The sequence below is a fragment of the Amycolatopsis bullii genome (assembly GCF_014654205.1).
GTDB lineage: Bacteria > Actinomycetota > Actinomycetes > Mycobacteriales > Pseudonocardiaceae > Amycolatopsis > Amycolatopsis plumensis.
Window position 1 is genome coordinate 18,175 of record NZ_BNAW01000023.1, and the last position, 20,225, is coordinate 38,399.

The following is a 20,225-nucleotide window of genomic DNA, read 5'->3' on the forward strand; positions in this document are numbered from 1 at the left end:
GTCGGCTCGCGGGGTGAAGTCCGCGGCGGCCAGCGCGGTTTCGAGCCGCGCGACCGCGCCCGGGCCCGACGCCGGGAGCGCGAGCACGGCGAGTTCCGCGACGACCGGCGTCACGAGCAGCATCGCCGTGGTGCGTATGGGGAACCGCCGGAACAGCACGATCGCGAAGACGGGAAGGACCGTGAGGGCCGCGATCTCGTGGGTGAACACCGCGGCGGTCATCAGCCCGGAGGCCACCGCGGGCCGGCGCGGCAGCTGCCACAGCGCGGCGAACAGCAGCAGGTACAGGACCTGGTCGAAGTAGCCGACCTCGTGGAAGAGGAACCCGCCGGAAGGCAGCAGCAACCAGCCGGCGACCAGGAGCTTCCGGGCCGGGTGACGGGCGCGGGCGAACGCGACAGCCACCACCCCGAGCACCGCGGCGAGGACGGCGAACGCGGCGGCCGCGAACACCCAGTACGCGTACCCGGTCGCGAGGGCGAGCGGGTGGAGCAGGGTGCCGACGAGGAACCGGCGGTGGAAGCCGTCGGTCAGCGAAACGGCCTCCAGCGTCACGGCCCAGTCGCCCGGCAGCCGGAACCCGCGGTAGGCGGCGAGGAGGAGGGCGGCGGCGAAGAGCGCGTTGAGCCCGCGAGACGTGGTGGTGCGGTCGAGGGTGCTGGTCACGACGGCCAAGCTAGGAACGGGATGTGCGGGTGCCGTGACGATTTATCACCGGGTCCGCACCGGTTCCGCACGTCGTGCTTTTGCGCTCGGTTGCTGTAAAGTTTCGGCCATGACGCGTCGTCTTGCCGAAGTCGCCCGCCAGGTGGGGGTCAGCGAAGCCACGGTCAGCCGGGTGCTCAACGGCCGGTCGGGGGTGTCGGCGAGCACCCGTGCCGCCGTGCTCACCGCGCTGGACGTGATGGGGTACGAGCGGCCCACCCAGCTGCGGGGCGAGCGCGCCCGCCTGGTCGGGCTGGTGCTGCCGGAGCTGCAGAACCCGATCTTCCCGGCGCTGGCCGAGATCATGGGCAACGCGCTCGCCCAGCAGGGGTTCACGCCGGTGCTCTGCACCCGGACGGCGGGCGGGGTGTCCGAAGCCGAGTACGTCGAGCTGCTCCTGCAGCAGCAGGTGTCGGGGGTGGTGTTCGCCGGCGGGCTGTACGCGCAGGCGGACGCGATCCACACCCACTACCACCACCTCGTCGAGCGCCGGTTGCCGACGGTGCTGATCAACGCGGCGGTCGACCACCTCGGACTGCCCCAGGTCTCGTGCGACGACGCCGTGGCCGTCGAGCAGGTCGTCGGGCACCTGAGTTCGCTCGGCCACGAGAAGATCGGCCTGGTGCTCGGGCCCTCGGACCACGTGCCGTCGCAGCGGAAACTGTCGGCGTTCCGCTCGTATGCGGCGAAGCTGGGGTTGCCGGTACTGGACGAGCTGGTCGAGCACGGCATGTTTTCGATCGAGGGCGGCCACGCGGCGGCGGCCCGCCTGTACCCCCGCGGCGCGACGGCGGTGCTGTGCGCGAGCGACCTGCTGGCGTTGGGCGCGATCCGCGCGGCCCGGCGGCAGGGCCGGTCGGTGCCGGAGGAGATTTCGGTGGTCGGCTACGACGACTCGGCCCTGATGAACTGCACCGACCCGCCCCTGACGACCACCCGGCAGCCGATCGAGGCCATGGGCCGCGCGGTGGTGGAACTGCTGGTCAAGCGCATCAACGGCGGCGAGGTGGCGGCGGAGGAGCTGCTGTTCGCGCCGGAACTGGTGGTACGGGGGTCCACGGCCCGGCGCACCGCCTGATCTGCGGTTTCGAGTAGCGCGACGGCTTGCGAGCCGTCGCGCTCTTTTGTGCGCCTGCCTGGCCCGGCCGGCTGGTTCTCGCCGCCGGAGACTCCCCGCCCCTCGGCCAGGGTTCCGGCAGTCGGTCGCCGCAGCGGCGATCCGGGGTGGAAGCCGGGGTCTGCCGGTGGGCTTGGTCCGAAGGTGCGGCTGACCTGGGTGGGTGTCAGGTCGCCTTGGCCGACAAGCCAGGGCTTCCTGACCGGCTGGCAGCTTGGTGCCCACCACCCCGAAGCCGCGATTGTGACTACGGCCGGCAGTACCGCGTCAAGGCGGGAAAGCGTGCCTTGACCCGGCGCCACCGGCCGTGTTCTGGCTTCGGATCGGGGCGGTGGGGAGGCCTGGGTGGGGTGCGGGTTCGGGCGTCAGCGTCCCGTTCGTGCCGGTGGGGCAGCTGAGGAGCACAGCCACTGGCCCGGCCGAACTCCCCGCCCTCCCTGGGGGCCGTGCCCATGTCCAGCTTATCGGCCCCCTCCGACACAAAGCCGGAAAAGACCCCCGTCGCAGCCTCCCTGCCCACATCGCACTCCTCCTGTGGACAACCATCGCCTGTTCGTAACTTGCAAAGTCTCGTCGGCTTATTGCGCCGATCCGGTCTGCCACTTTAGAGTGACCGCAATCACGTGACAGCCGTCGCGACCCCGAGAAGAGGCTTGAGATGAGCAGTCCCTGGTCCAGAACCGCCGCCCGTCGGGTGTTGTGCCTGATCGCCACCGGCACCCTTGCCCTCACCGCAGCCGCCTGCGGGGACGGCGACACCGCGGCCCAGACCGGCGGCAAGGTCAAGATCACCGTCACCGGCCAACCGCCGACCAGCCAGCCGTTCGAGCGCAGCGTCTTCGACGCCGACGTCAAGGAGTTCGAGGCGGCGCACCCGAACATCGACATCGATCCGCACGAAGGGTTCATGGACCCGAAGACGTTCTCCGCGAAGCTCGCCGGCGGGCAGCTCGAAGACGTCTACTACGTCTACTTCACCGATCCGGCGCAGATCATCGCCCGCCACCAGGCCGCCGACATCACCGAAGCCGCGAAGAGCGTTCCGCACGTCAACGACATCAAGCCGGAACTGCTCGACAACTTCCGGGACGCGGGCGGCAAGCTCTACGGCCTCCCGACCATGAACTACACGATGGGCCTGCTCTACAGCCGCCCGCTGTTCCAGAAGGCCGGGCTCGATCCGGACCAGCCCCCGCAGACGTGGGACGAAGTCCGCGAGGCCGCGAAGAAGATCGCCGCGCTCGGCAACGGGGTCGTCGGGTACGCCGACTACAGCAAGAACAACCAGGGTGGCTGGCACATGACCGGCTGGCTCTACTCGATGGGCGGCGACATCGCGCGCAAGGACGGCGACAAGTGGGTCGCCGACTTCGCCAACGACAAGGGCAAGAAAGCCCTCCAGTACCTGCACGACATGCGCTGGACCGACAACTCCATGGGCGCCAAGCAGCTCCTGGAGGCCCAGGACGTCCAGCGCATGATGGGCGCCGGCCAGCTCGGCATGTACATGGCGGCCCCGGACAACGTCCCGGTGCTGGTCAAGCAGTTCAACGGCAAGTACGAGGACTACGGCATCGCCGGCATGCCCGGCGGCCAGGGCACCCTCCTCGGCGGCGAGGGCTACATGATCAACCCGAAGGCGTCGCCGGAGAAGATCAAGGCCGGCCTCGAGTGGATCCAGTGGAAGTACCTCAACCCGGACCGCTTCGAGAAGCACATCCAGCAGTACGTGGACGGCAAGCAGCCGGTCGGCCTGCCCGCCGAGCCGACGCCGGACGTCTGGACCGGCGCCGTCCGCGAACAGCAGCTGGCCCTGAAGGCCAAGTACGCCAACGTTCCCGCCGCGAACTACAAGTCCTATGTGGACACGACGAGCCGGATCAAGGGCAGCATCGAACCGCCGAACGCGCAGCAGATCTACGCCGCGCTCGACAGCGTGATGCAGGCCGTCCTGACCGACCAGAACGCGAACATCGACGAGCAGCTGAAGTCCGCCGCGTCGAAGGTCAACAGTGTCCTCGCCCAGGTCAAGTAGCCTGCTCGCCTGGCCCGCGGCGAAACCGTCGCGGGCCGGGCGCCCGGCCGCAGCACCGGCGAACCGCACCCGGCTGAAGCGCAAGCTCAAGGAGAACCTCACCGCGTACGGCCTGCTCTGCGCCGCGCTCGTGGTGTTCGCGCTGTTCTCCTGGTACCCGATCGTGCGCGGGGTGCTGCTGAGCTTCCAGCAGGTCGACTTCGTCAACGCGCCGACGTGGGTCGGATTCGGCAACTTCACGCGGCTGTTCGAAGACCCGCTCTTCGGCGTCGCCTGGCGCAACACGCTGCTGTTCACCGGGCTCGCGCTGGTCTTCGGTTTCGCCGTCCCGTTCCTCACCGCGGTGCTGCTGAACGAACTCCGCCACGCCAAGGCGTTCTTCCGGCTCGCGGTCTACCTGCCGGTGATGCTGCCGCCCGTGGTCACCGCGCTGATGTGGAAGTGGTTCTACGACCCGGGTCCCGGCCTGTTCAACTCCGCGCTCGGCGCGGTCGGCCTGCCCGGCGGCCAGTGGCTCGACTCCTCCACCACCGCCATGCTGTCCCTGGTCTTCGTCTCGACGTGGGCCAACATGGGCAGCACCACGCTCATCTACCTCGCCGCGCTCGGCACCATCCCCGGCGAGCTCTACGAAGCCGCGGAGCTCGACGGCGCCGGGCTGTGGAAACGCCTGCGGCACGTGACGTTCCCGCAGACCCGGTTCGTCCTGCTGGTGCTGCTCCTGCTGCAGATCGTCGCGACCATGCAGGTGTTCACCGAACCGTACGTGATGACCGGCGGCGGCCCGGACGACTCGACGGTGACCGTGCTCCTGCTGCTCTACCGCTACGCCTTCGTCTACAACGACTTCGGCTCGGCGAGCGCGATGAGCCTGCTGCTGTTCGTGGCGCTCGGCGTGTTCTCGGCGTGGTACGTCCGGCTGACGCGGAAGGCGGACCGATCATGAGGACCCTCGTCTCCCCCGGCGCGCTGCGCAGCCCGCGCGGCAAGCTCATCTACGGTGTCGTGTTCGCCTGCACCCTGGCGATCTTCGTCCTCGCCTTCCTGTTCCCGCTCTACTGGGTCGTCACCGGCGCGATGAAGTCGCCGCAGGAACTGGCGCAGACGCCGGCGACGCTCGTCCCGCACGAGTGGCACCCGGAAACGTTCGCCGACGCCTGGGACCAGCTCAGCCTGGGCAAGTACTTCCTCAACACGCTGATCGTCGCCGGCGGCGCGTGGCTGGCGCAGCTGGCCATCGACGTCCCGGCCGCGTTCGCGCTGTCGAAACTGCGGCCGAAGTTCGGCAACGTCGTGCTCGGGCTGATGCTGGCCACGCTGATGCTACCCGCGACCGCGTTGCTCGTCCCGACGTACGTGACGGTGACGGACCTGCCGCTGCTGCACCTCAACCTGATCAACTCGCCGGCCGCGGTCTGGCTGCCCGCGGCGGCGAACGCGTTCAACATCTACCTCCTCAAGCGGTTCTTCGACCAGATCCCGGACGAACTCATCGAAGCCGCGCGCCTCGACGGCGCCGGCCCGGTGCGCACGCTCTGGCGGATCATCCTGCCGATTTCGCGGCCGATCCTGGCCGTGGTGTCGATCCTCGCGGTGGTCACCGCGTGGAAGGACTTCATCTGGCCGCTGCTGGTGTTCCCGGACACCGGGAAGCAGACCCTCTCGGTGATGCTGCAGCGGGTGGCGATCGACATGCCGCTCAACGTGCTCGTCGCCGGGATGGTGCTGGCCAGCCTGCCGATGGTGGCGCTGTTCCTCGTGTTCCAGCGGCAGATCCTCGCCGGGCTGACCGCCGGCAGCCTCAAGGGCTGAGCTTTCCCAATCGACTAGGAGGGGCACTTTCGTGACCGACAAGACCGGCTGGTGGCGGAGCGCGGCGATCTACCAGGTGTACATCCGCAGCTTCGCGGACGGCAACGGCGACGGCGTCGGCGACCTCGCCGGCGTCCGCGCCCGGCTGGACCACCTGGCCGACCTGGGGATCGACGCGATCTGGTTCACGCCGTGGTACCCGTCGCCGATGGACGACGGCGGCTACGACGTCGCCGACTTCCGCGACATCGAGCCGCTGTTCGGCACCCTCGCCGAGGCGGAGGACCTGATATCCGAGGCCCACACCCGGGGCATCCGCGTGATCATCGACATCGTGCCCAACCACTGCTCCGACGAGCACCGCTGGTTCCAGGCCGCACTCGAAGCGGGCCCGGGATCGCCGGAGCGGCAGCGGTTCTGGTTCCGGCCCGGCCGCGGTCCGGACGGCAGCGAGCCGCCGAACAACTGGAAGTCCCGCTTCGGCGGCTCCGCGTGGACCCGCGTGCCGGACGGCGAGTGGTACCTGCACCTCTACAGCTCCCGCCAGCCCGACTTCAACTGGGACAACCCGGAGATCCGCACCGAGTTCGAGGACGTACTGCGCTTCTGGTTCGACCGCGGCGTGGACGGCTTCCGCATCGACGTCGCCGACGGCCTGGTCAAGGACCCGCACCTGCCCGACGTCGACGAGGGCGACGAGACACCGTTCTCCGACCAGGAGGGCCTGCACGAGATCTACCGCTCGTGGCGCAAGATCGCCGACAGCTACGGCGGCGAGCGCGTGCTGGTCGGCGAGATGTGGCTGCCGGACATGGCGCGGGCCGCGCGGTACCTGCGCCGCGACGAACTGCACTCGGCGTTCAACTTCGATTTCCTGGTCTGCCCGTGGGACTGCCGGCGCTTCCGCGACGTCATCGACCGGACGCTGAAGGCCCACGACGAGGTCGGCGCGCCCGCGGCCTGGGTGCTGTCGAACCACGACGTCACCCGGCACGTCACCCGCTACGGACGGCAGGGCGACACGGGTTTCTCGTTCGCGAACCGCCTGCACTCGGCAACGGTGGATCTCGAGGCGGGCACCCGTCGCGCCCGGGCGGCGGCGCTGCTGACCCTCGCGCTGCCCGGCGGGCTGTACGTCTACCAGGGCGAAGAGCTGGGGTTGTGGGAGGTCCTGGACATCCCCGACGAGCTGCGCCAGGACCCGGTCTTCGCCCGGACGGGCGGCGCCGACCCGGGCCGCGACGGCTGCCGTGTCCCGATCCCGTGGTCCGGGACCGAGCCGCCGTTCGGGTTCGGCAGCGGCGGGGCCTGGCTGCCACAGCCGCTTGCCTGGGCGGACTACACGGCCGAGGCGGAGGCGGCCGACCCGGCGTCGATGCTGTCGCTGTACCGCACCGGCCTGCGGCTGCGGCGGGATCTGCCGGCGGGCTCGCTCGAATGGCTGTCGCTCGGCGAGGGGGTGCTGGCGTTCCGGCTGGGGACGGAGTTCACGTTCGCGTTGAACTTCTCGGCCTCGCCGGTGCCGTTGCCCGACGGGGAGATCCTGCTGGCCAGCGGCCCGGTTTCGACCGAGCTGCCGACGGACACCGCGGTCTGGCTGCGGCAGTAGAACACACCGGAGGCCGCCGTCGAGCGAACTCGGCGGCGGCCTCCGGTGCCTCAGGGCCTACTTCGTGAGCTGCAGGACGTCCACACCGCGGGTGTTGTCGGCCACGTACACGTACTTCCCGTGCCAGTAAGGCGCCCATGCGCTCGCGTCGGCCGGGCGGTAGTACGCGATCTGCCGCGGGTTCGTCGGGTCGCTGACGTCGAGGAACCGGGTGCCCTGCGCGTAGAACGACTGCACCAGGATCTTGCCGCGGACGTCGAAGTAGTGCGCCGAGCAGTCGTCCGAGGCCGGGTCGCTGCCCTCCTGGCCGTTCACGCTCCACGTGCCGACGCTCTGCAGGCGGAAGGGCTGCGAAGGCGTCGAGCGCCAGCCTTCGCCGTGGTACGACCCCTTCAAAGACGAAATCGTCAGGACGCCGTCGCCCGCGCAGCCGTCGACGAAGTTCTCCTCCGTCGCGTAGATCAGGTCCTGGCCGCGCCACGCGCCGTCGCCGATGCGGTGGCCTGCCGGGTGGAAGCTGTTGTGCATGAACCGGGAAGGCGCGGCCGTCTCGGCGATGCCGCCGCCCGCGTACGGGATCGGCTCGTGCGCGGTCGCGCGGCGAATTTTGCCGGACAGCGGGTCGCGGTGGATCCCGGAAGTCCAGTAGCCGCGCACCCCGCCGCGGCCGGAGACCCAGGCCACGCCGTCGGCGTCGACCTGCACGTCGTGCACGTAGTCGGTCTTGCCGTCGTTGCGGGCCAGCTCGATCGGCTCCGGGTTCACCTTCGGGTGCTTCGGGTCGCGGATGTCGGTGACCCAGATCGGCCGCCCGCCCCAGTCCGCCGGCTGGTTGTCGGCCTTCGCCGGGCCGCCGGTCCACAGGTAGCGGCAGCCGTCGACGCAGCTGGTGGTGTGGCCGGCCGGCACCTGGACGTAGCTGAGGATCGCCGGGGCCTCGGGCTTCGCGACGTCGACGACGTAGATGCCGGACTCGCCGGTGTGCGTGGTGCCGCCGTACGCCCGCGGGTCGCGGGAGAGGAACACCAGCTTGCGGTTCTGGTCGACCTCGGTGTCCTCAGTCTCCCACAGCCCGGGCAGGCTGACCTGGCCGACCAGCTTCGGGGCGGCCGGGTTCTTCGTCAGGTCGTAGACCTTGAGCCCGAACTCGCCGGACACGACCATGACGTCACGGCGCCCGTAGTCGAGGAAGTTGATCGAGATGGCGCCGGCGGCGTCGGGCACGTTGCCGACCGCCTTGACGTTCTTGACCGCCCCCGGGTCGCCCAGCGTCCGGGCGGCCGGAACCGCTGGTTTGTCGTCCTCACCGCAGGCCGCGGCCGGGAGCCCGGTCGCGACGAGCGTGGCGCTGACGGTGACGGCGGCGAAGCACGACCGCAACCAGGTGCGCACGGCAAACCTCCCAGAACGCTCCGAGCGTGACCACCGAACGGTACGACGGAGATCAACCGGACACAACCGTCTTTTGTTGGCTCTTGACTGGTAGGACTGGCGCATGCGCTTGCTCGCCCTGTTCGCCGTCCTCGCCCTCGCCGTCACGGGCTGTTCCGGTTCCGAAACCGGCCGGCCCGGCGTGCTGTCCGTCGGCATCCGGGAGCCCGCGACGCTGCTGCCCGCCGACCTCGCCGACCAGGCGGGCCGGCTGGTGACCGGCGCGCTGTGGACCCCGCTGGCCGACTACGACGCGGCGACCGGGAAGGTCACGCCGCGCGCGGCGGCGTCGATCGAGAGCACCGACCGGGTGCACTGGACGGTCAAGCTGCGGCCGTCGACGTTCCACGACGGCACGCCGGTCACCGCTCAGTCCTATGTAGACACCTGGCGGGTGGTCGCCGGCGAGCAGTGGGTGTCCTCCCCGGTGCTGACGAAGCTCCTGCGGGCCCGCGAGATCACCGCGACGGCTCCGGACACGATCGCGCTGACCCTCGACCGGCCGTCCGGCCAGGTGCCCGCGCTGCTCGCCGCGCCCGGCCTGGTCCCGCTGCCGGCGTCGGTGCTCGCCTCCCGCGACTGGGACGGCTTCGCGAAGGCACCGGTCGGCAACGGCCCGTACCGGCTCGACGGCGGCTGGAAGCCGGGCTCGGGCGGCATGCTCAAGCGCGTCGGCACCGGGAAGGCCGAGGAGATCGAGCTGCGCGTCGGCGAACCGGCCGCCCAGTACGACGCGGTCAAGGCGGGCACGCTCGACCTCGCGACCGAGGTCCCCGGCGAAAAGCACGAAGCCATGCACACCGACTTCGGCGACGACCACCACGCGACCTGGGCGCTCCCGGAGGCGGGCTACCTCGCGTTCCCGGTGGCGAATCCCCGGTTCGCCGACGCGACGGTCCGCCACGGCTTCGCCCTCGGCGTCGACCGCGCGGCGCTGGAAGCCGGCCCGCTCGCGCACCAGGTCGACCCGGCCAAGGCGCTGCTGCCGCCCGCGGACGCGCCGGGCGAGCGCTCGGGTACCTGCCGCCCGTGCAGCTTCGACGCCGCGGCCGGCAAGGCGCTCCTGAAGCAGGCTGCCTTCCCCGGTGGCACCACTGTCTACTTCGGACCAGGCGCGGAGGCGTGGACGCGCACCCTGGTGGTCGGGCTGCACCAAGCGCTGGACGTTTCCGTGACGGCACAGGCGGCCCCGCGCACGGACCAGCTCGACGGTCCGTCCACTCTGGACGTCAAACTGGCCACGGGGAGCCCGTACGAGCTGCTTTCCGAGCTGGCCACGGCCTCGGGGTACGGCGACGACGTCTTCCGCCAGAACCTCGAGCTGGCCGGCGCGGCGGCCACCCCGGAGGAGGCGGGTGAGCTGTACCGGCTGGCGGAGAACCAGCTGCTGCGCGACCTGCCGGTGGCCCCGCTGTGGTCGGGCCACGGCCACGCGGTGTGGGCGTCGCGGGTCCACGACGTCACGGCGACGCCGTTCACCGGCCCGGTGCTGGCGGGGATCGGCGTCTCGTGAGCTGGGAGCCCGCGTCCCTGCCCGAGGTGGCCGAGCTGTTCGCGCAGGTCCGCCTGCCGTGGTGGATCGCGGGCGGGTACGCGATCGAGCTGGCGGTGGGCCGGGCGTTCCGCGAGCACGCCGACGTCGACGTCCTGCTGCTCCGGCGCGATCAGCACGCCGTCCAGGAGGCGCTGCCGTCGTGGGAGTGGTGGGCGGCGGACCCACCGGGCACGCTGCGGCCGTGGGCGCGCGGCGAGGTCCTGGGCGACGACGTCGACGACGTGTGGTGCCGCCCGTCGGCGGCCGCGCCGTGGCGGATCCAGTTCATGCTGGACAGGGCCGAGGGCGACGAGTGGGTCGCCCGCCGGAACCCCGCGGTGCGCCGGGAAATCGCCCTGCTCGGCCGCATCTCGGCGGAGGGCGTCCCGTACCTGGCGCCGGAGGTGCAGCTGTACGCCAAGGCCCACGGCACCCGCCCGAAGGACGAGCAGGACTTCGCCGCCGCCCTGCCGGTGCTCGACGCGACGCAACGGCACTGGCTCGCGGACGCCCTGCCACCGGGCCACCCCTGGCAGCCTGCCCTCTCCCGCGGCCGGTCGTGAGTGAAAAAGCGGGTTAGAACCCGCTTTTTCACTCACGAGACGGTGGCGTGCTTGGCGAGGGTGTCGATGAACGCCCGGGTCAGCGGGTCGGGAGCCGCGCGGGTGTAGGCCGTCAGCGTGCGCCGGACCGGCACGCTCGGACGCAGCACCCGGCCGTCGAACCGGGCCGGGAGGACGTTCGCCGGGACCAGGGCCGGGCCCAGACCCGCCGCCGCGAGGATCGGCGCCGCCGCCGTCTGCTCGGTGCGGACCGCCGCGCGGGGGCGGAAACCCGCCGCCGCGCAGGCCGCGTCGACCAGCTCGGCCAGGCCGTTGCCCGGGGCGTAGTGCACCCACGCGCAGCCGGCGAGCGTGGCCAGGTCGACTTCGCCGGTGTCGTCGTCCTCGACGGCGCCGTCGGCGGGCAGCACGACGACGAACTCCTCCACCCCCAGCTCCCGCACCGGCCCCGCCCAGTCGCCGGGCCGCGGGCCGAGCGCCACGTCGGCCTCGCCCGCGGCCATCGCTTCGCGCAGCTCGTCGGCGTGCCGGAACTCGATCAGCCGGACGTCGACCTCGGGCCGGTCGCGGCGCCACACGCGCAGGGCAGGCGGCAGCACACCGAGGCTGACCGAGTACACCGTGGCGACCTGCAGCTCGCCCGCCGTCGTCCCGGACGCGAGCCGGGCCGCGCAGCGCGCTCGCTCGGCGTCGGCCAGCGCCGCCCTGGCGTGCGGCAGCATCGCCCGGCCCATCGGGGTGAGCCGGACGGCCCGGGGCAGCCGTTCCAGCAGCGGCCCGCCGAGACCGCGCTCGAGCGCCCGCATCTGGTGCGACAGCGCGGGCTGCGTCACGTGCAGCTGCTCGGCGGCCCGGGTGAACGAGCCGGTGTCGACCACCGTGACCAGGTATTCGAGCTGCCGGAGGCTTGTCATGAACTCAGCTTATCGACTTGGTGACAACTAAGCCTTGGACTTATCGATTGCGTGAGCCGAGCCTGGAGACATGGAACGCAAGACAGCACTGGTCGCCGGGGCCAACGGGATCATCGGCCGCACCCTCACCGAACACCTGCGCACGAGCGGCTGGGACGTCACCGGCCTCTCCCGGCGCGGCGGCCCCGGCACGATCGCCGTCGACCTCCTCGACCCGGCCGACACCCGGGCGAAACTCGCCCCGCTGACCGGCGTCACGCACCTCTTCTACGCCGCCTACCAGGACAAACCGACGTGGGCGGAGCTGGTCCCGCCCAACCTGGCGATGCTGACGAACCTGGTGGACGCGGCCCCGCCCGGCCTCGAGCACGTCAGCCTGATGCAGGGCTACAAGGTCTACGGTGCCCACCTGGGCCCGTTCAAGACTCCGGCGCGCGAGAGCGACGCCGGGCACATGCCGCCGGAGTTCAACGTCGACCAGCAGCAGTTCCTCGAACGCCGGGCGGGCTCCTGGACGTGGTCGGCGATCCGGCCGTCCGTGGTCGGGGGCACGGCCCTGGGCAACCCGATGAACCTGGCGCTGGTGATCGCGGTGTACGCGTCGATTTCGAAGGAACTCGGACTGCCCCTGCGTTTCCCGGGCAAGCCGGGCGCGTACGACAGCCTGCTGGAGATGACCGACGCGGGCCTGCTCGCGTCGGCGACGGTCTGGGCCACCGGCCACCAGGGCGCCTTCAACATCGCGAACGGCGACCTGTTCCGCTGGCGCGAGCTCTGGCCGAAACTGGCGGCGTACTTCGAGCTGGAAGTCGCGCCGCCGCTGCGGATGTCGCTGGCCGACGTCATGGCGGACAAAGGTCCACTGTGGACCCGCATGGCTTCGGAACACGGCCTCACGGCGTCCTACGCGGACGTTTCGAACTCGTGGGCGTTCGGCGACTTCGTGTTCGGCTGGGACTACGACATGTTCGCGGACACGTCGAAGTCACGCCGGGCCGGGTTCCACGAGTACGTGGAGACGGAAGAGATGTTCTACCGGCTGTTCGACGAGTTCCGGAAGGCGCGGGTCATTCCCTAGCCGCGGCCGATGAACGGCATGGTCGTCGCGGTGACGGTGAGGAACTGGACGTTGGCCTCGAGCGGCAGCCCGGCCATGTACCGCACGGCGTCGGCCACGTGCCGGACGTCGAAGGTCGGCTCGGCGAGGATGCGGCCGTCGGCCTGCGGGATGCCGGCGGCCATCCGCTCGGTCATCTCGGTGGCCGCGTTGCCGATGTCGATCTGGCCGCAGGCGACGTCCCAGGCCCGGCCGTCCAGGGAGATCGACCGGGTCAGCCCGGTGACGGCGTGCTTGGTGGCGGTGTAGGCCACGCTGGCGGCCCGCGGCGCGTGGGCGGAGATCGAGCCGTTGTTGACGATCCGCCCACCGCGCGGGTCCTGGTCCTTCATCAGGCGCACGGCCTGCCGCGCGCAGAGGAACATCCCGGTGAGGTTGACGTCGACGGTCCGCTTCCAGTCTTCGACGGACAGCTCGGCGACGGTTCCGCCCGCGGAGATCCCGGCGTTGTTGAACAGCAGGTCGAGCCGCCCCCACCGGTCGCGCACGGCCGCGAAGAGCGCCTCGACGGCCTGTTCGTCGGCGACGTCGGTGGGCACGGCGAGCGCGTTCTCGAAGCCCTCGGCGGTTTCCTCGAGCGCGGAGGCGCGCCGCCCGGCCAGGGCGACCTGGTAGCCGTCTTCGAGGAGTGCCCGGGCCACCGCCCGCCCGATGCCCGAGCCCGCTCCGGTGACCACCGCCGTTTTCGCCATGCCCACGACCCTAACGAAAAAGGGCCCGGCGCAGGCCGGGCCCTTTTCGCGAACGGGGACCTACTTGGCCGCCACGCCCAGCGCCGCCAGTGCCGGGCCGGCCATGATCACGCCGGTGCCGGTCACCGTGTCGAAGCCGGGCGTGCCCAGGTCGATCGCGCTCGACACCAGGGCCGAGCGGATCTGGGCCGGGGTCGCCGTCGGCTTGCCCGACAGCAGCAGGGCCGCGATAGCCGCCGCGTGCGGGGCCGCCGCCGACGTGCCGAAGAACGGCTGGAAGCCCGTCACCGAGGTGGCGACGCCGTCGGCCGCGGTGATGTCCGGCTTGGTGCGGACCGTGCCGCCGGTCGAGGAGACGTTGCCCGGGGTGATCGCCGAGCCGTCGGCGTTGTAGAACAGGCGGCGCTTGCCGTCGGAGGAGAACCGCTCCCACTTGCTCGACGCCGTGTACAGGCCGGGGTACGGGCCGGCCGGGTTGGCCGGGTCACCGGTCTCCAGGGGCCGGGTGAACGCGCCCGCCGCCGGCGCCGCCGCCACGCTGAACGCGTTGACCGCGGCCGAGTGGCCGTTCGTGACGCCGTTGGTGCTGAACGCCTTGAGCGAGCCCGAAGCGACGAACCGGCCGCGGATCACGTTCAGCGCGATGAAGCGGTCGGCGCCGCTGTACTTGACCACCGCGACCTTGTAGCCGGAGCCGCTGGTGGGCACGGACGCGATCTCGTACGGGTTCTGCGAGCCGGACTGCGCGTTCTCGCTGGAGGCCACGACGCTGCCGGAGGAGTTCAGGATGAACAGGTCGTAGTCGTTGGCGGAGCGGCCCCACGGGTCGGACCAGAACAGCGTCACCGGGCGGCCGAGCGAGCCCGCGGAAAGCGCGTCGAAGTTTTGGATGGTGCTGCTCGGGTCGAAGTCGTGCGGGGTGCCGGTGACGCCGCTGATCTTCGACGACGAGGCCCGGAAGTCGCCCTCGTAGTAGCCGCTGGTGCCGTCGGTCGCGTTGCCCGAGTTGCCGGCCGAGGAGAAGTAGAGCGCGCCGGCCGCGGTCACGTCGTTGACCGCCTGCGCGACCTGCGTGTCCTGGAACGGCGACTCGTCGAAGTAGGAGACGTCATCGACGATGATCTGGCAGTTGCCGGTGCTGCGCAGCGCGCGGATGTTCGCGGCGAAGCTGGCTTCGCTGGTGAACGCGGTCGCGAAGCCGAGCGTCGCGTCCGGCGCGAGGTCGTGGATGATCTCGAGCATCGCGGTGCCCTCGTCGCCGCTGCCCTTCTGCCCGGACAGGACGTCCACCGCGGGCAGCTCGCCGGCGGCCTGCGACTTCGCCAGGGAGTCGACGCCGTCGGAGAGCACGCAGACCTTCACCCCCGAGCCGCTGACGCCGTAGGTGGCGCGGGCGGTGTCGGCGCCGTGCGCCTTGTCGCCCTCGGACACCTGCGTCGCGGCGGCGGCCTGCGCGGCCACGGCCTTCCGGGCGTCCCGGTTGCCCGGCTCGCTCCAGGTGGTGGCCTGCGCGGCGGGCTTCACCTCGGCGACGTCGGCCCGGCCGGCGATCGCGTCCAGCGCGGACAGCGGCAGGTCGGCGCGGACGCCGCCGTCCGGCGAGACGGACCGGACCGCACCGCCCGCCGCCGTGACGGCGTTCGCGACGGCCGTGCCGTGCGCGGCGATGTCCACCGAGACGGTGCCGGTGGTGCTGACGCCGACGCCGGAGCGGTATTCGGGCAGCTTCGCGGCCAGGGACCGGTCGGCCCGCAACCGCTTCTCGACGACCAGCTGGCTCGATTGCTTGCGCTCCGCGGGGCTCAGGCTCTTCTTGATGCTCTGCAGTGCGTTGATGCCCGCTTCGGTGCGCGCGGCCGCCGCGTCCACCGTGGACGGCTGCGCCGCCGAGACCCCCGTGGTCAGCAGCAGCGCGCCGACCGTCAGCGGAACCGCGTGCGCGGCGACCCGGCTGAATCTCACCATCGATGTCTCCCTGTGGTACTCGGCCACTCGACCGGGTGCAATGGGGGGAATCTAAGGAGTGACCGGACCGGATTCCAGCGACCAAAGTCGGGAACGCCTACGGGTCCACATGCTGGAACAAACCGGGTCACTCAAGGAAACGTGAGAACTATTTTTCCCCGGCCGTGCCCGGTCTCGATTTCCCGATGCGCGGCCGCCGCCTCGGTGTACGGGTAGGCCCGGCGCACGGTGAAGCGCAAGTCGCCCTTGGCGTAGAGCGCGGCCAGCTCGGCCAGCCGCGCCGCCGAGCGTCCGGACTTCGAGACGAGCACGCCGAGTTCCGCGGCCCGGTCGTGGTCGACGAGGGTGAGGATCCGGTCCCGCGCTCTCACCAGTTCGAGTGAGACGTCGAGGGCGGCTCCCCCGGCGCCGTCGAGCACGACGTCGACGCCCTGCGGCGCGGCGGCTTCGATGCGGTCCTTCAGCCCATCGCCGTAGACGACGGGGGTCGCACCCAGCTCACGCAGGTGGCCCTGGTTGGCTTCGCTCGCGGTGCCGACCACCCGCGCGCCCTTGAGTTTCGCGAGCTGCACGGCGGCGGTCCCGACCGATCCGGCGGCGCCGTGGATGAGCAGCGTCTCCCCTTCGCGCAGGTTGAGCGCCTCCAGCGCGATCGACGCGGTCTGCGTACCGGCGGTGAACCCACCGGCCACTTCCCACGGCATTTCCGGCGGCTTCGGCGTGACATCGGCGGCGGGGACGACGATGTACTCGGCGGCGGCCTGCACGGCGGTGAAGCCGAGAACTTCGGTCCCGGCCTCGAGTTCGCCTTCGTCGACGACGCCGGCGAACTCGTTCCCGGGCACCCGCGGCCAGGTGAGCTTCAGGTGCGGCGGTTCCCACCCGGCCCGCACGGCGGCGTCGTACGGCTGCACCCCGGCGGCCTTGACCCGCACCCGGACCTCCCCCGGCCCGGCGTGCGGTTCCGGCAGGTCGAGGACGCGGAGCACTTCGGGCCCGCCGAATTCGGTGAACGCTACGGCTTTCATGGCCCTCAGTGTGAAACTTCGAGCTACCTTGAAGTCAAGACGGTCAGCTCCGGCCACCGGCTCCGCCACCGGGCCGCTTTCCGTTCGTACACCGCCCGCGGCGCCAGCACGGGGTTCGGCCGGACGACCATCGCGAAGAGGTCGTCGAGGCCGTGGGGCGCATAGAACCGCCAGGTTCCGCCGGGCTCGAGCCGCACCCCGACGCACGAGCAGACGGCAGGAAAGGCGTCGATCGCGGCTTCGGTGCTCGGGAAGGGCGAGCATGGCGTGCCGAACTTCGCCTCGTACCATAGGTGCACACGCGCCTCGTTGCGCACTTCGACGTCGACGCGCAGATCTTCGCAGGCCTCGGCGACCGTGCGGATCACCCGGTCTTCGGCGGCCCAGCTCAGGTCCGCGGAATCGTGGTAGAAGAGGTCGTAGTCCTCGATGCCGTGGGTCGCGGCACGCTCGCTGAGGACGTTCCACACGGTCTGCACGACGCAGCCGGCGGTGAGGTACCAGCCCGGCAGGTCGAACTCCCGGGCCCGATGCAGCAGTTCGACGAGGATTTCGTTGCGCCACAGGACGGTCCGGAGCGGGTCGAAATCCGTCATGGCTCCATCGTAGGCTGGCGCACATGGGCCAGATCGAAATCATCCGCGCCGCGCCGGACCAAGCGCCCGCCCTGACCGCCCTCATGCACGCTTCCGCGGCGTACCAAGGCGAATATGCGTCCATCTTGGACGGTTACGCCGTCACACCCGGGTACGTCGAAGCCAATCCGACCTTCATCGCCGCCCGGGACGGCAAAATCCTCGGCTTCTCCGCGCTCGTGGCCGCGGAACTCGACCTGCTCTTCGTCGCCGACGCCGCGCAGGGGCTCGGCATCGGCGCGCGCCTCGTCACCCACATGCTCGCCGAGGCCCGCAAGCGGGGGCTGGAGTCGGTGCGGGTCGTCTCGCACCCGCCCGCCTTGGCCTTTTACGTGCGGATGGGCGCGCGGCGCACCGGCACGATCCCGGCGAATCCGCCGAAGGTTCGCTGGGACCGGCCGGAGCTCCGCTTCGACGTCCCTACATGTTGATCATGTGGCCCGCGAGGCCGTGGATCGCTTCCTTCACCGCTTCACCCAGCGTCGGGTGGGCGTGGACGTTGCGCGCCACCTCGTGCACCGTCAGGTCCCACTGCTGGGCCAGAGTCAGCTCCGGCAGCAGCTCCGTCACGTCCGGGCCGATCAGGTGGCCGCCGATCAGTTCCCCGTACTTCGCGTCGCTGATCAGCTTGACGAACCCGGCCGCGTCGCCCAGGCCGTGGGCCTTGCCGTTGGCGGTGAACGGGAACTTCGCCACCTGGACGTCGAAGCCCTTCTCGCGGGCCTGTTCCTCCGTCCAGCCGAAGCTGGCGATCTGGGGCTGGCAGTACGTCGCGCGCGGGATCATCGGGAAGTCGAGCTCCATCGTCTCGGCGCCCGCGATGGTCTCCGCCGCCACGATGCCCATCGACTCCGACGCGTGCGCCAGCATCAGCTTCGCCGTCACGTCGCCGATCGCGAAGATGTGCTCGACGTTCGTGCGACCGCGGCCGTCCACGGCGATCGCGCCGCGTTCGGTCAGCGCCACGCCCGTCTTCTCCAGGCCGTAGCCCTCCACGCGCGGCTGGAAGCCGATCGCCTGCATGACCTTGTCGGCCTCGAGGACCTGCTCGCCGTTCTTCTCCGAGGACACCGTCACGCGCACCGACGAGCCCGAGTCGTCGATCGACTCGACGCGGGTGGACGTCAGCACCTTGATGCCGAGCTTGCGGTACCGGCGCGCCAGCTCGGCCGACACCTCGGCGTCCTCCAGCGGCACCATCCGGTCGAGGAACTCGACGATCGTGACGTCGACGCCGTAGTTGTGCAGCACGTAGGCGAACTCGACGCCGATCGCGCCCGCGCCGGCGATCACGATGCTCGACGGCAGCTCGCTCGTGAGGATCTGCTCTTCGTAGGTGACGACCCGCTCGCTGCGCGAAGTCCCCGGCAGCAGCCGCGTGGTCGCGCCGGTCGCGATGACGCAGTGGTCGAACGTGATCTGCGAGCCGTTGACCTCGAGGGTGTGGTCGTCGACGAACGTGCCGTGCCCGTCGAACTCGGTGATCTTGTTCTTCTTCATCAGGAAGTGCACGCCCTTGACGCGCCCCTCGGCGACCTTCCGGCTCCGCTCGTACGCGGCCGTGTAGTCGACCTTGATCGGGCTGTCGGAGGAGATGCCGAACGCCTTCGCCTCCTGCGTGACGACGTGCGCCAGCTCGGCGTTGCGCAGCAGCGCCTTCGACGGGATGCACCCGACGTTCAGGCAGACACCACCCCAGTACTTCTCCTCGACCACCGCGGCGCTCAGCCCCAGCTGGGACGCGCGGATCGCCGCGACGTAGCCGCCCACCCCGGCCCCCAGCACGACGACATCAAAGTGTTGTGCACTCATACCTCGAAACTACCCTTCCGAGCAGCGGTCGGCGGGGTGACCCGGGCCTCACGCAGCCCGGCGCGCCGCAGGTGGGAGCGGCCGCTTCCGTGGAGCGGCCGGGGCGGCGAATAGCGCACCCGGCCGGCCCGAGATGCTCGAGGCATCGGGATGGCCGACTACACCGGTGGTCTCCACAACCGCCGCTCCACCGGGAGCCAAGCAGCGGACCGAGCTGCCGGCTGCTCGCGAGCCAGACAAGGCCACGAACGCCGCCGACACCCCCCGAGCAACGCACCAACCTGCCACCCGCCCGCGAGCCAAACAAGGCCACCAACACCGCCGACAGCGCCCCAAGCAGCGAGCCACCCGCTCCGGCGCACCGACCCGGGCCTCACGCCGCGAACAGCCCGCGCAGGGCCTCGACCACCTCCTCCGGCCGTTCCTCGGGCAGGAAGTGGCCGCAGTCGAGCACGTGCGTCCGCAGGTCCGGCGCCCACGAGCCCCACACCGCCGCCGGGTCGAAGGGCAGCTCGCCGGCCGGTCGCTGCCACAGCGCCGCGACCGGCATCGAAAGCCGCCGCCCGGACGCGCGGTCGGCTTCGTCGTGCTCCGCGTCCACCGTCGCGCTCGCCCGGTAGTCCGCGCACACCGCCGCGATCGCCTCCGGCGTCGAGGCCGCCGCCAGGTACTCCGCCCGGACCTCCGGCGGGATCGCGCCCGCCTCCCGCGTCCAGGTGTCCAGGAAGTGCCCGAAGAACTCCGACGGCGCCGCGGCGAGCATCCGCTCCGGCAGCGGCGGCGGGTACGCCAGCAGGAACAAGTGGAACGCGAAGACCCCGTCGGTGCCCCGCAGCGACTCCCACAGGTTCACCGCCGGGATCACGTCGAGCACCGCCAGCCGGCTGACCGCCTCGGGGTGGTCGAGCGCCGCCCGGAACGCCACCAGTGCGCCCCGGTCGTGGCCGGCGAGCGCGAACCGCTCGTGCCCCAGCGCGCGGGCCAGCTCCACGACGTCCGCCGCCATCCGCCGCTTCGAGTAGTCGCCCGGTGGCTTGTCGCTGCCGCCGTAGCCGCGCAGGTCCGGGCAGATCACCCGGTGGTCGCGCGCCAGCGACGCCGCCACGTGCCGCCAGGCCATGTGCGTCTGCGGAAAACCGTGCAGCAGCACCACCGGTGGCCCGTCGCCACCCTGCGCGACGTTGAGCTCGGCGTCGCCGACCGGAACCCGCTCGTACGAAAACCCGGAGATCGTCATGCGGGCAGGTTCTCACCCA

17 protein-coding genes are annotated in these 20,225 nt (G+C 71.1%); 9 read left to right on the top strand and 8 right to left on the bottom strand.

Translation table 11 applies throughout. The features are described 5' to 3' along the window. Nucleotides 1-775: 775 nt before the first annotated feature. The 5 genes from IE317_RS24205 to IE317_RS24225 all read left to right on the top strand — a co-directional run bounded on the left by IE317_RS24205 (nt 776) and on the right by IE317_RS24225 (nt 7,278). Nucleotides 776-1,783: a LacI family DNA-binding transcriptional regulator gene (locus IE317_RS24205; protein ID WP_191313623.1), complete on the top strand. Its 1,008-nt coding sequence runs from the start codon at nt 776-778 to the stop codon at nt 1,781-1,783. Nucleotides 1,784-2,480: 697 nt separating this feature from the next. Then, a complete protein-coding gene (locus IE317_RS24210; RefSeq protein ID WP_191313624.1) occupies nt 2,481-3,857 on the top strand; it encodes an ABC transporter substrate-binding protein in 1,377 nt (458 codons plus the stop codon). Then, on the top strand, nt 3,835-4,803 hold the full coding sequence (locus tag IE317_RS24215; protein ID WP_191313625.1) for a carbohydrate ABC transporter permease: 969 nt from the start codon (nt 3,835-3,837) through the stop codon (nt 4,801-4,803). The genes IE317_RS24210 and IE317_RS24215 overlap by 23 nt, the downstream gene beginning before the upstream one ends. After that, nucleotides 4,800-5,669, top strand: coding sequence for a carbohydrate ABC transporter permease (locus IE317_RS24220; protein ID WP_191313626.1), 870 nt, complete (start codon nt 4,800-4,802; stop codon nt 5,667-5,669). Before IE317_RS24215 ends, IE317_RS24220 begins: the two co-directional genes overlap by 4 nt. Nucleotides 5,670-5,700: 31 nt before the next feature. Beyond that, complete coding sequence (locus IE317_RS24225) at nt 5,701-7,278, top strand: glycoside hydrolase family 13 protein (RefSeq protein WP_191313627.1); 1,578 nt, start codon at nt 5,701-5,703, stop codon at nt 7,276-7,278. Between the two features lie 57 nt (nt 7,279-7,335). On the opposite strand, the gene IE317_RS24230 is transcribed toward IE317_RS24225, so the two are convergent. Continuing rightward, a complete protein-coding gene (locus IE317_RS24230; RefSeq protein ID WP_191313628.1) occupies nt 7,336-8,670 on the bottom strand; it encodes an LVIVD repeat-containing protein in 1,335 nt (444 codons plus the stop codon). Nucleotides 8,671-8,773: 103 nt separating this feature from the next. On the opposite strand from IE317_RS24230, the gene IE317_RS24235 reads away from it, so the two are divergent. Then, nucleotides 8,774-10,222: a peptide ABC transporter substrate-binding protein gene (locus IE317_RS24235; RefSeq protein WP_191313629.1), complete on the top strand. Its 1,449-nt coding sequence runs from the start codon at nt 8,774-8,776 to the stop codon at nt 10,220-10,222. Next, entirely contained in the window at nt 10,219-10,806 is a 588-nt protein-coding gene (locus IE317_RS24240; protein WP_191313630.1) for a nucleotidyltransferase domain-containing protein, read from the top strand. The genes IE317_RS24235 and IE317_RS24240 overlap by 4 nt, the downstream gene beginning before the upstream one ends. 32 nt (nt 10,807-10,838) lie before the next feature. On the opposite strand, the gene IE317_RS24245 is transcribed toward IE317_RS24240, so the two are convergent. Further along, on the bottom strand, nt 10,839-11,720 hold the full coding sequence (locus tag IE317_RS24245) for a LysR family transcriptional regulator (RefSeq protein WP_191313631.1): 882 nt from the start codon (nt 11,718-11,720) through the stop codon (nt 10,839-10,841). A 70-nt stretch (nt 11,721-11,790) separates the two neighbouring features. Between IE317_RS24245 and IE317_RS24250 the strand changes: the two genes are divergently transcribed. After that, nucleotides 11,791-12,798, top strand: a complete 1,008-nt coding sequence (locus IE317_RS24250; protein WP_191313632.1) for an SDR family oxidoreductase — start codon at nt 11,791-11,793, stop codon at nt 12,796-12,798. Here IE317_RS24250 and IE317_RS24255 read toward each other — a convergent pair. From IE317_RS24255 to IE317_RS24270, 4 genes are all read right to left on the bottom strand, one after another. Further along, a complete protein-coding gene (locus IE317_RS24255) occupies nt 12,795-13,529 on the bottom strand; it encodes an SDR family oxidoreductase (RefSeq protein WP_191313633.1) in 735 nt (244 codons plus the stop codon). The two genes, IE317_RS24250 and IE317_RS24255, sit on opposite strands and share 4 nt — an antisense overlap. Nucleotides 13,530-13,589: 60 nt before the next feature. Continuing rightward, nucleotides 13,590-15,494 (bottom strand): S8 family peptidase, encoded by a 1,905-nt coding sequence (locus IE317_RS24260; RefSeq protein ID WP_191313634.1) that lies wholly within the window; start codon nt 15,492-15,494, stop codon nt 13,590-13,592. A 131-nt stretch (nt 15,495-15,625) separates the two neighbouring features. Continuing rightward, entirely contained in the window at nt 15,626-16,522 is an 897-nt protein-coding gene (locus IE317_RS24265) for an NADP-dependent oxidoreductase (RefSeq protein WP_191313635.1), read from the bottom strand. 23 nt (nt 16,523-16,545) lie between these two features. Then, the gene (locus tag IE317_RS24270) at nt 16,546-17,118 is read right to left on the bottom strand and encodes a nucleotidyltransferase family protein (protein WP_191313636.1); all 573 of its coding nucleotides are present in this window, start codon (nt 17,116-17,118) and stop codon (nt 16,546-16,548) included. 23 nt (nt 17,119-17,141) lie between these two features. Here IE317_RS24270 and IE317_RS24275 point away from each other — a divergent pair, with 23 nt between their 5' ends. Beyond that, a complete protein-coding gene (locus tag IE317_RS24275; RefSeq protein ID WP_191313637.1) occupies nt 17,142-17,588 on the top strand; it encodes a GNAT family N-acetyltransferase in 447 nt (148 codons plus the stop codon). On the opposite strand, the gene lpdA is transcribed toward IE317_RS24275, so the two are convergent. Next, a complete protein-coding gene (gene lpdA, locus IE317_RS24280) occupies nt 17,578-18,969 on the bottom strand; it encodes a dihydrolipoyl dehydrogenase (protein WP_191313638.1) in 1,392 nt (463 codons plus the stop codon). The genes IE317_RS24275 and lpdA overlap by 11 nt on opposite strands. Before the next feature lie 373 nt (nt 18,970-19,342). Continuing rightward, on the bottom strand, nt 19,343-20,206 hold the full coding sequence (locus IE317_RS24285) for an alpha/beta fold hydrolase (protein ID WP_191313639.1): 864 nt from the start codon (nt 20,204-20,206) through the stop codon (nt 19,343-19,345). Between the last annotated feature and the right edge of the window lie 19 nt (nt 20,207-20,225).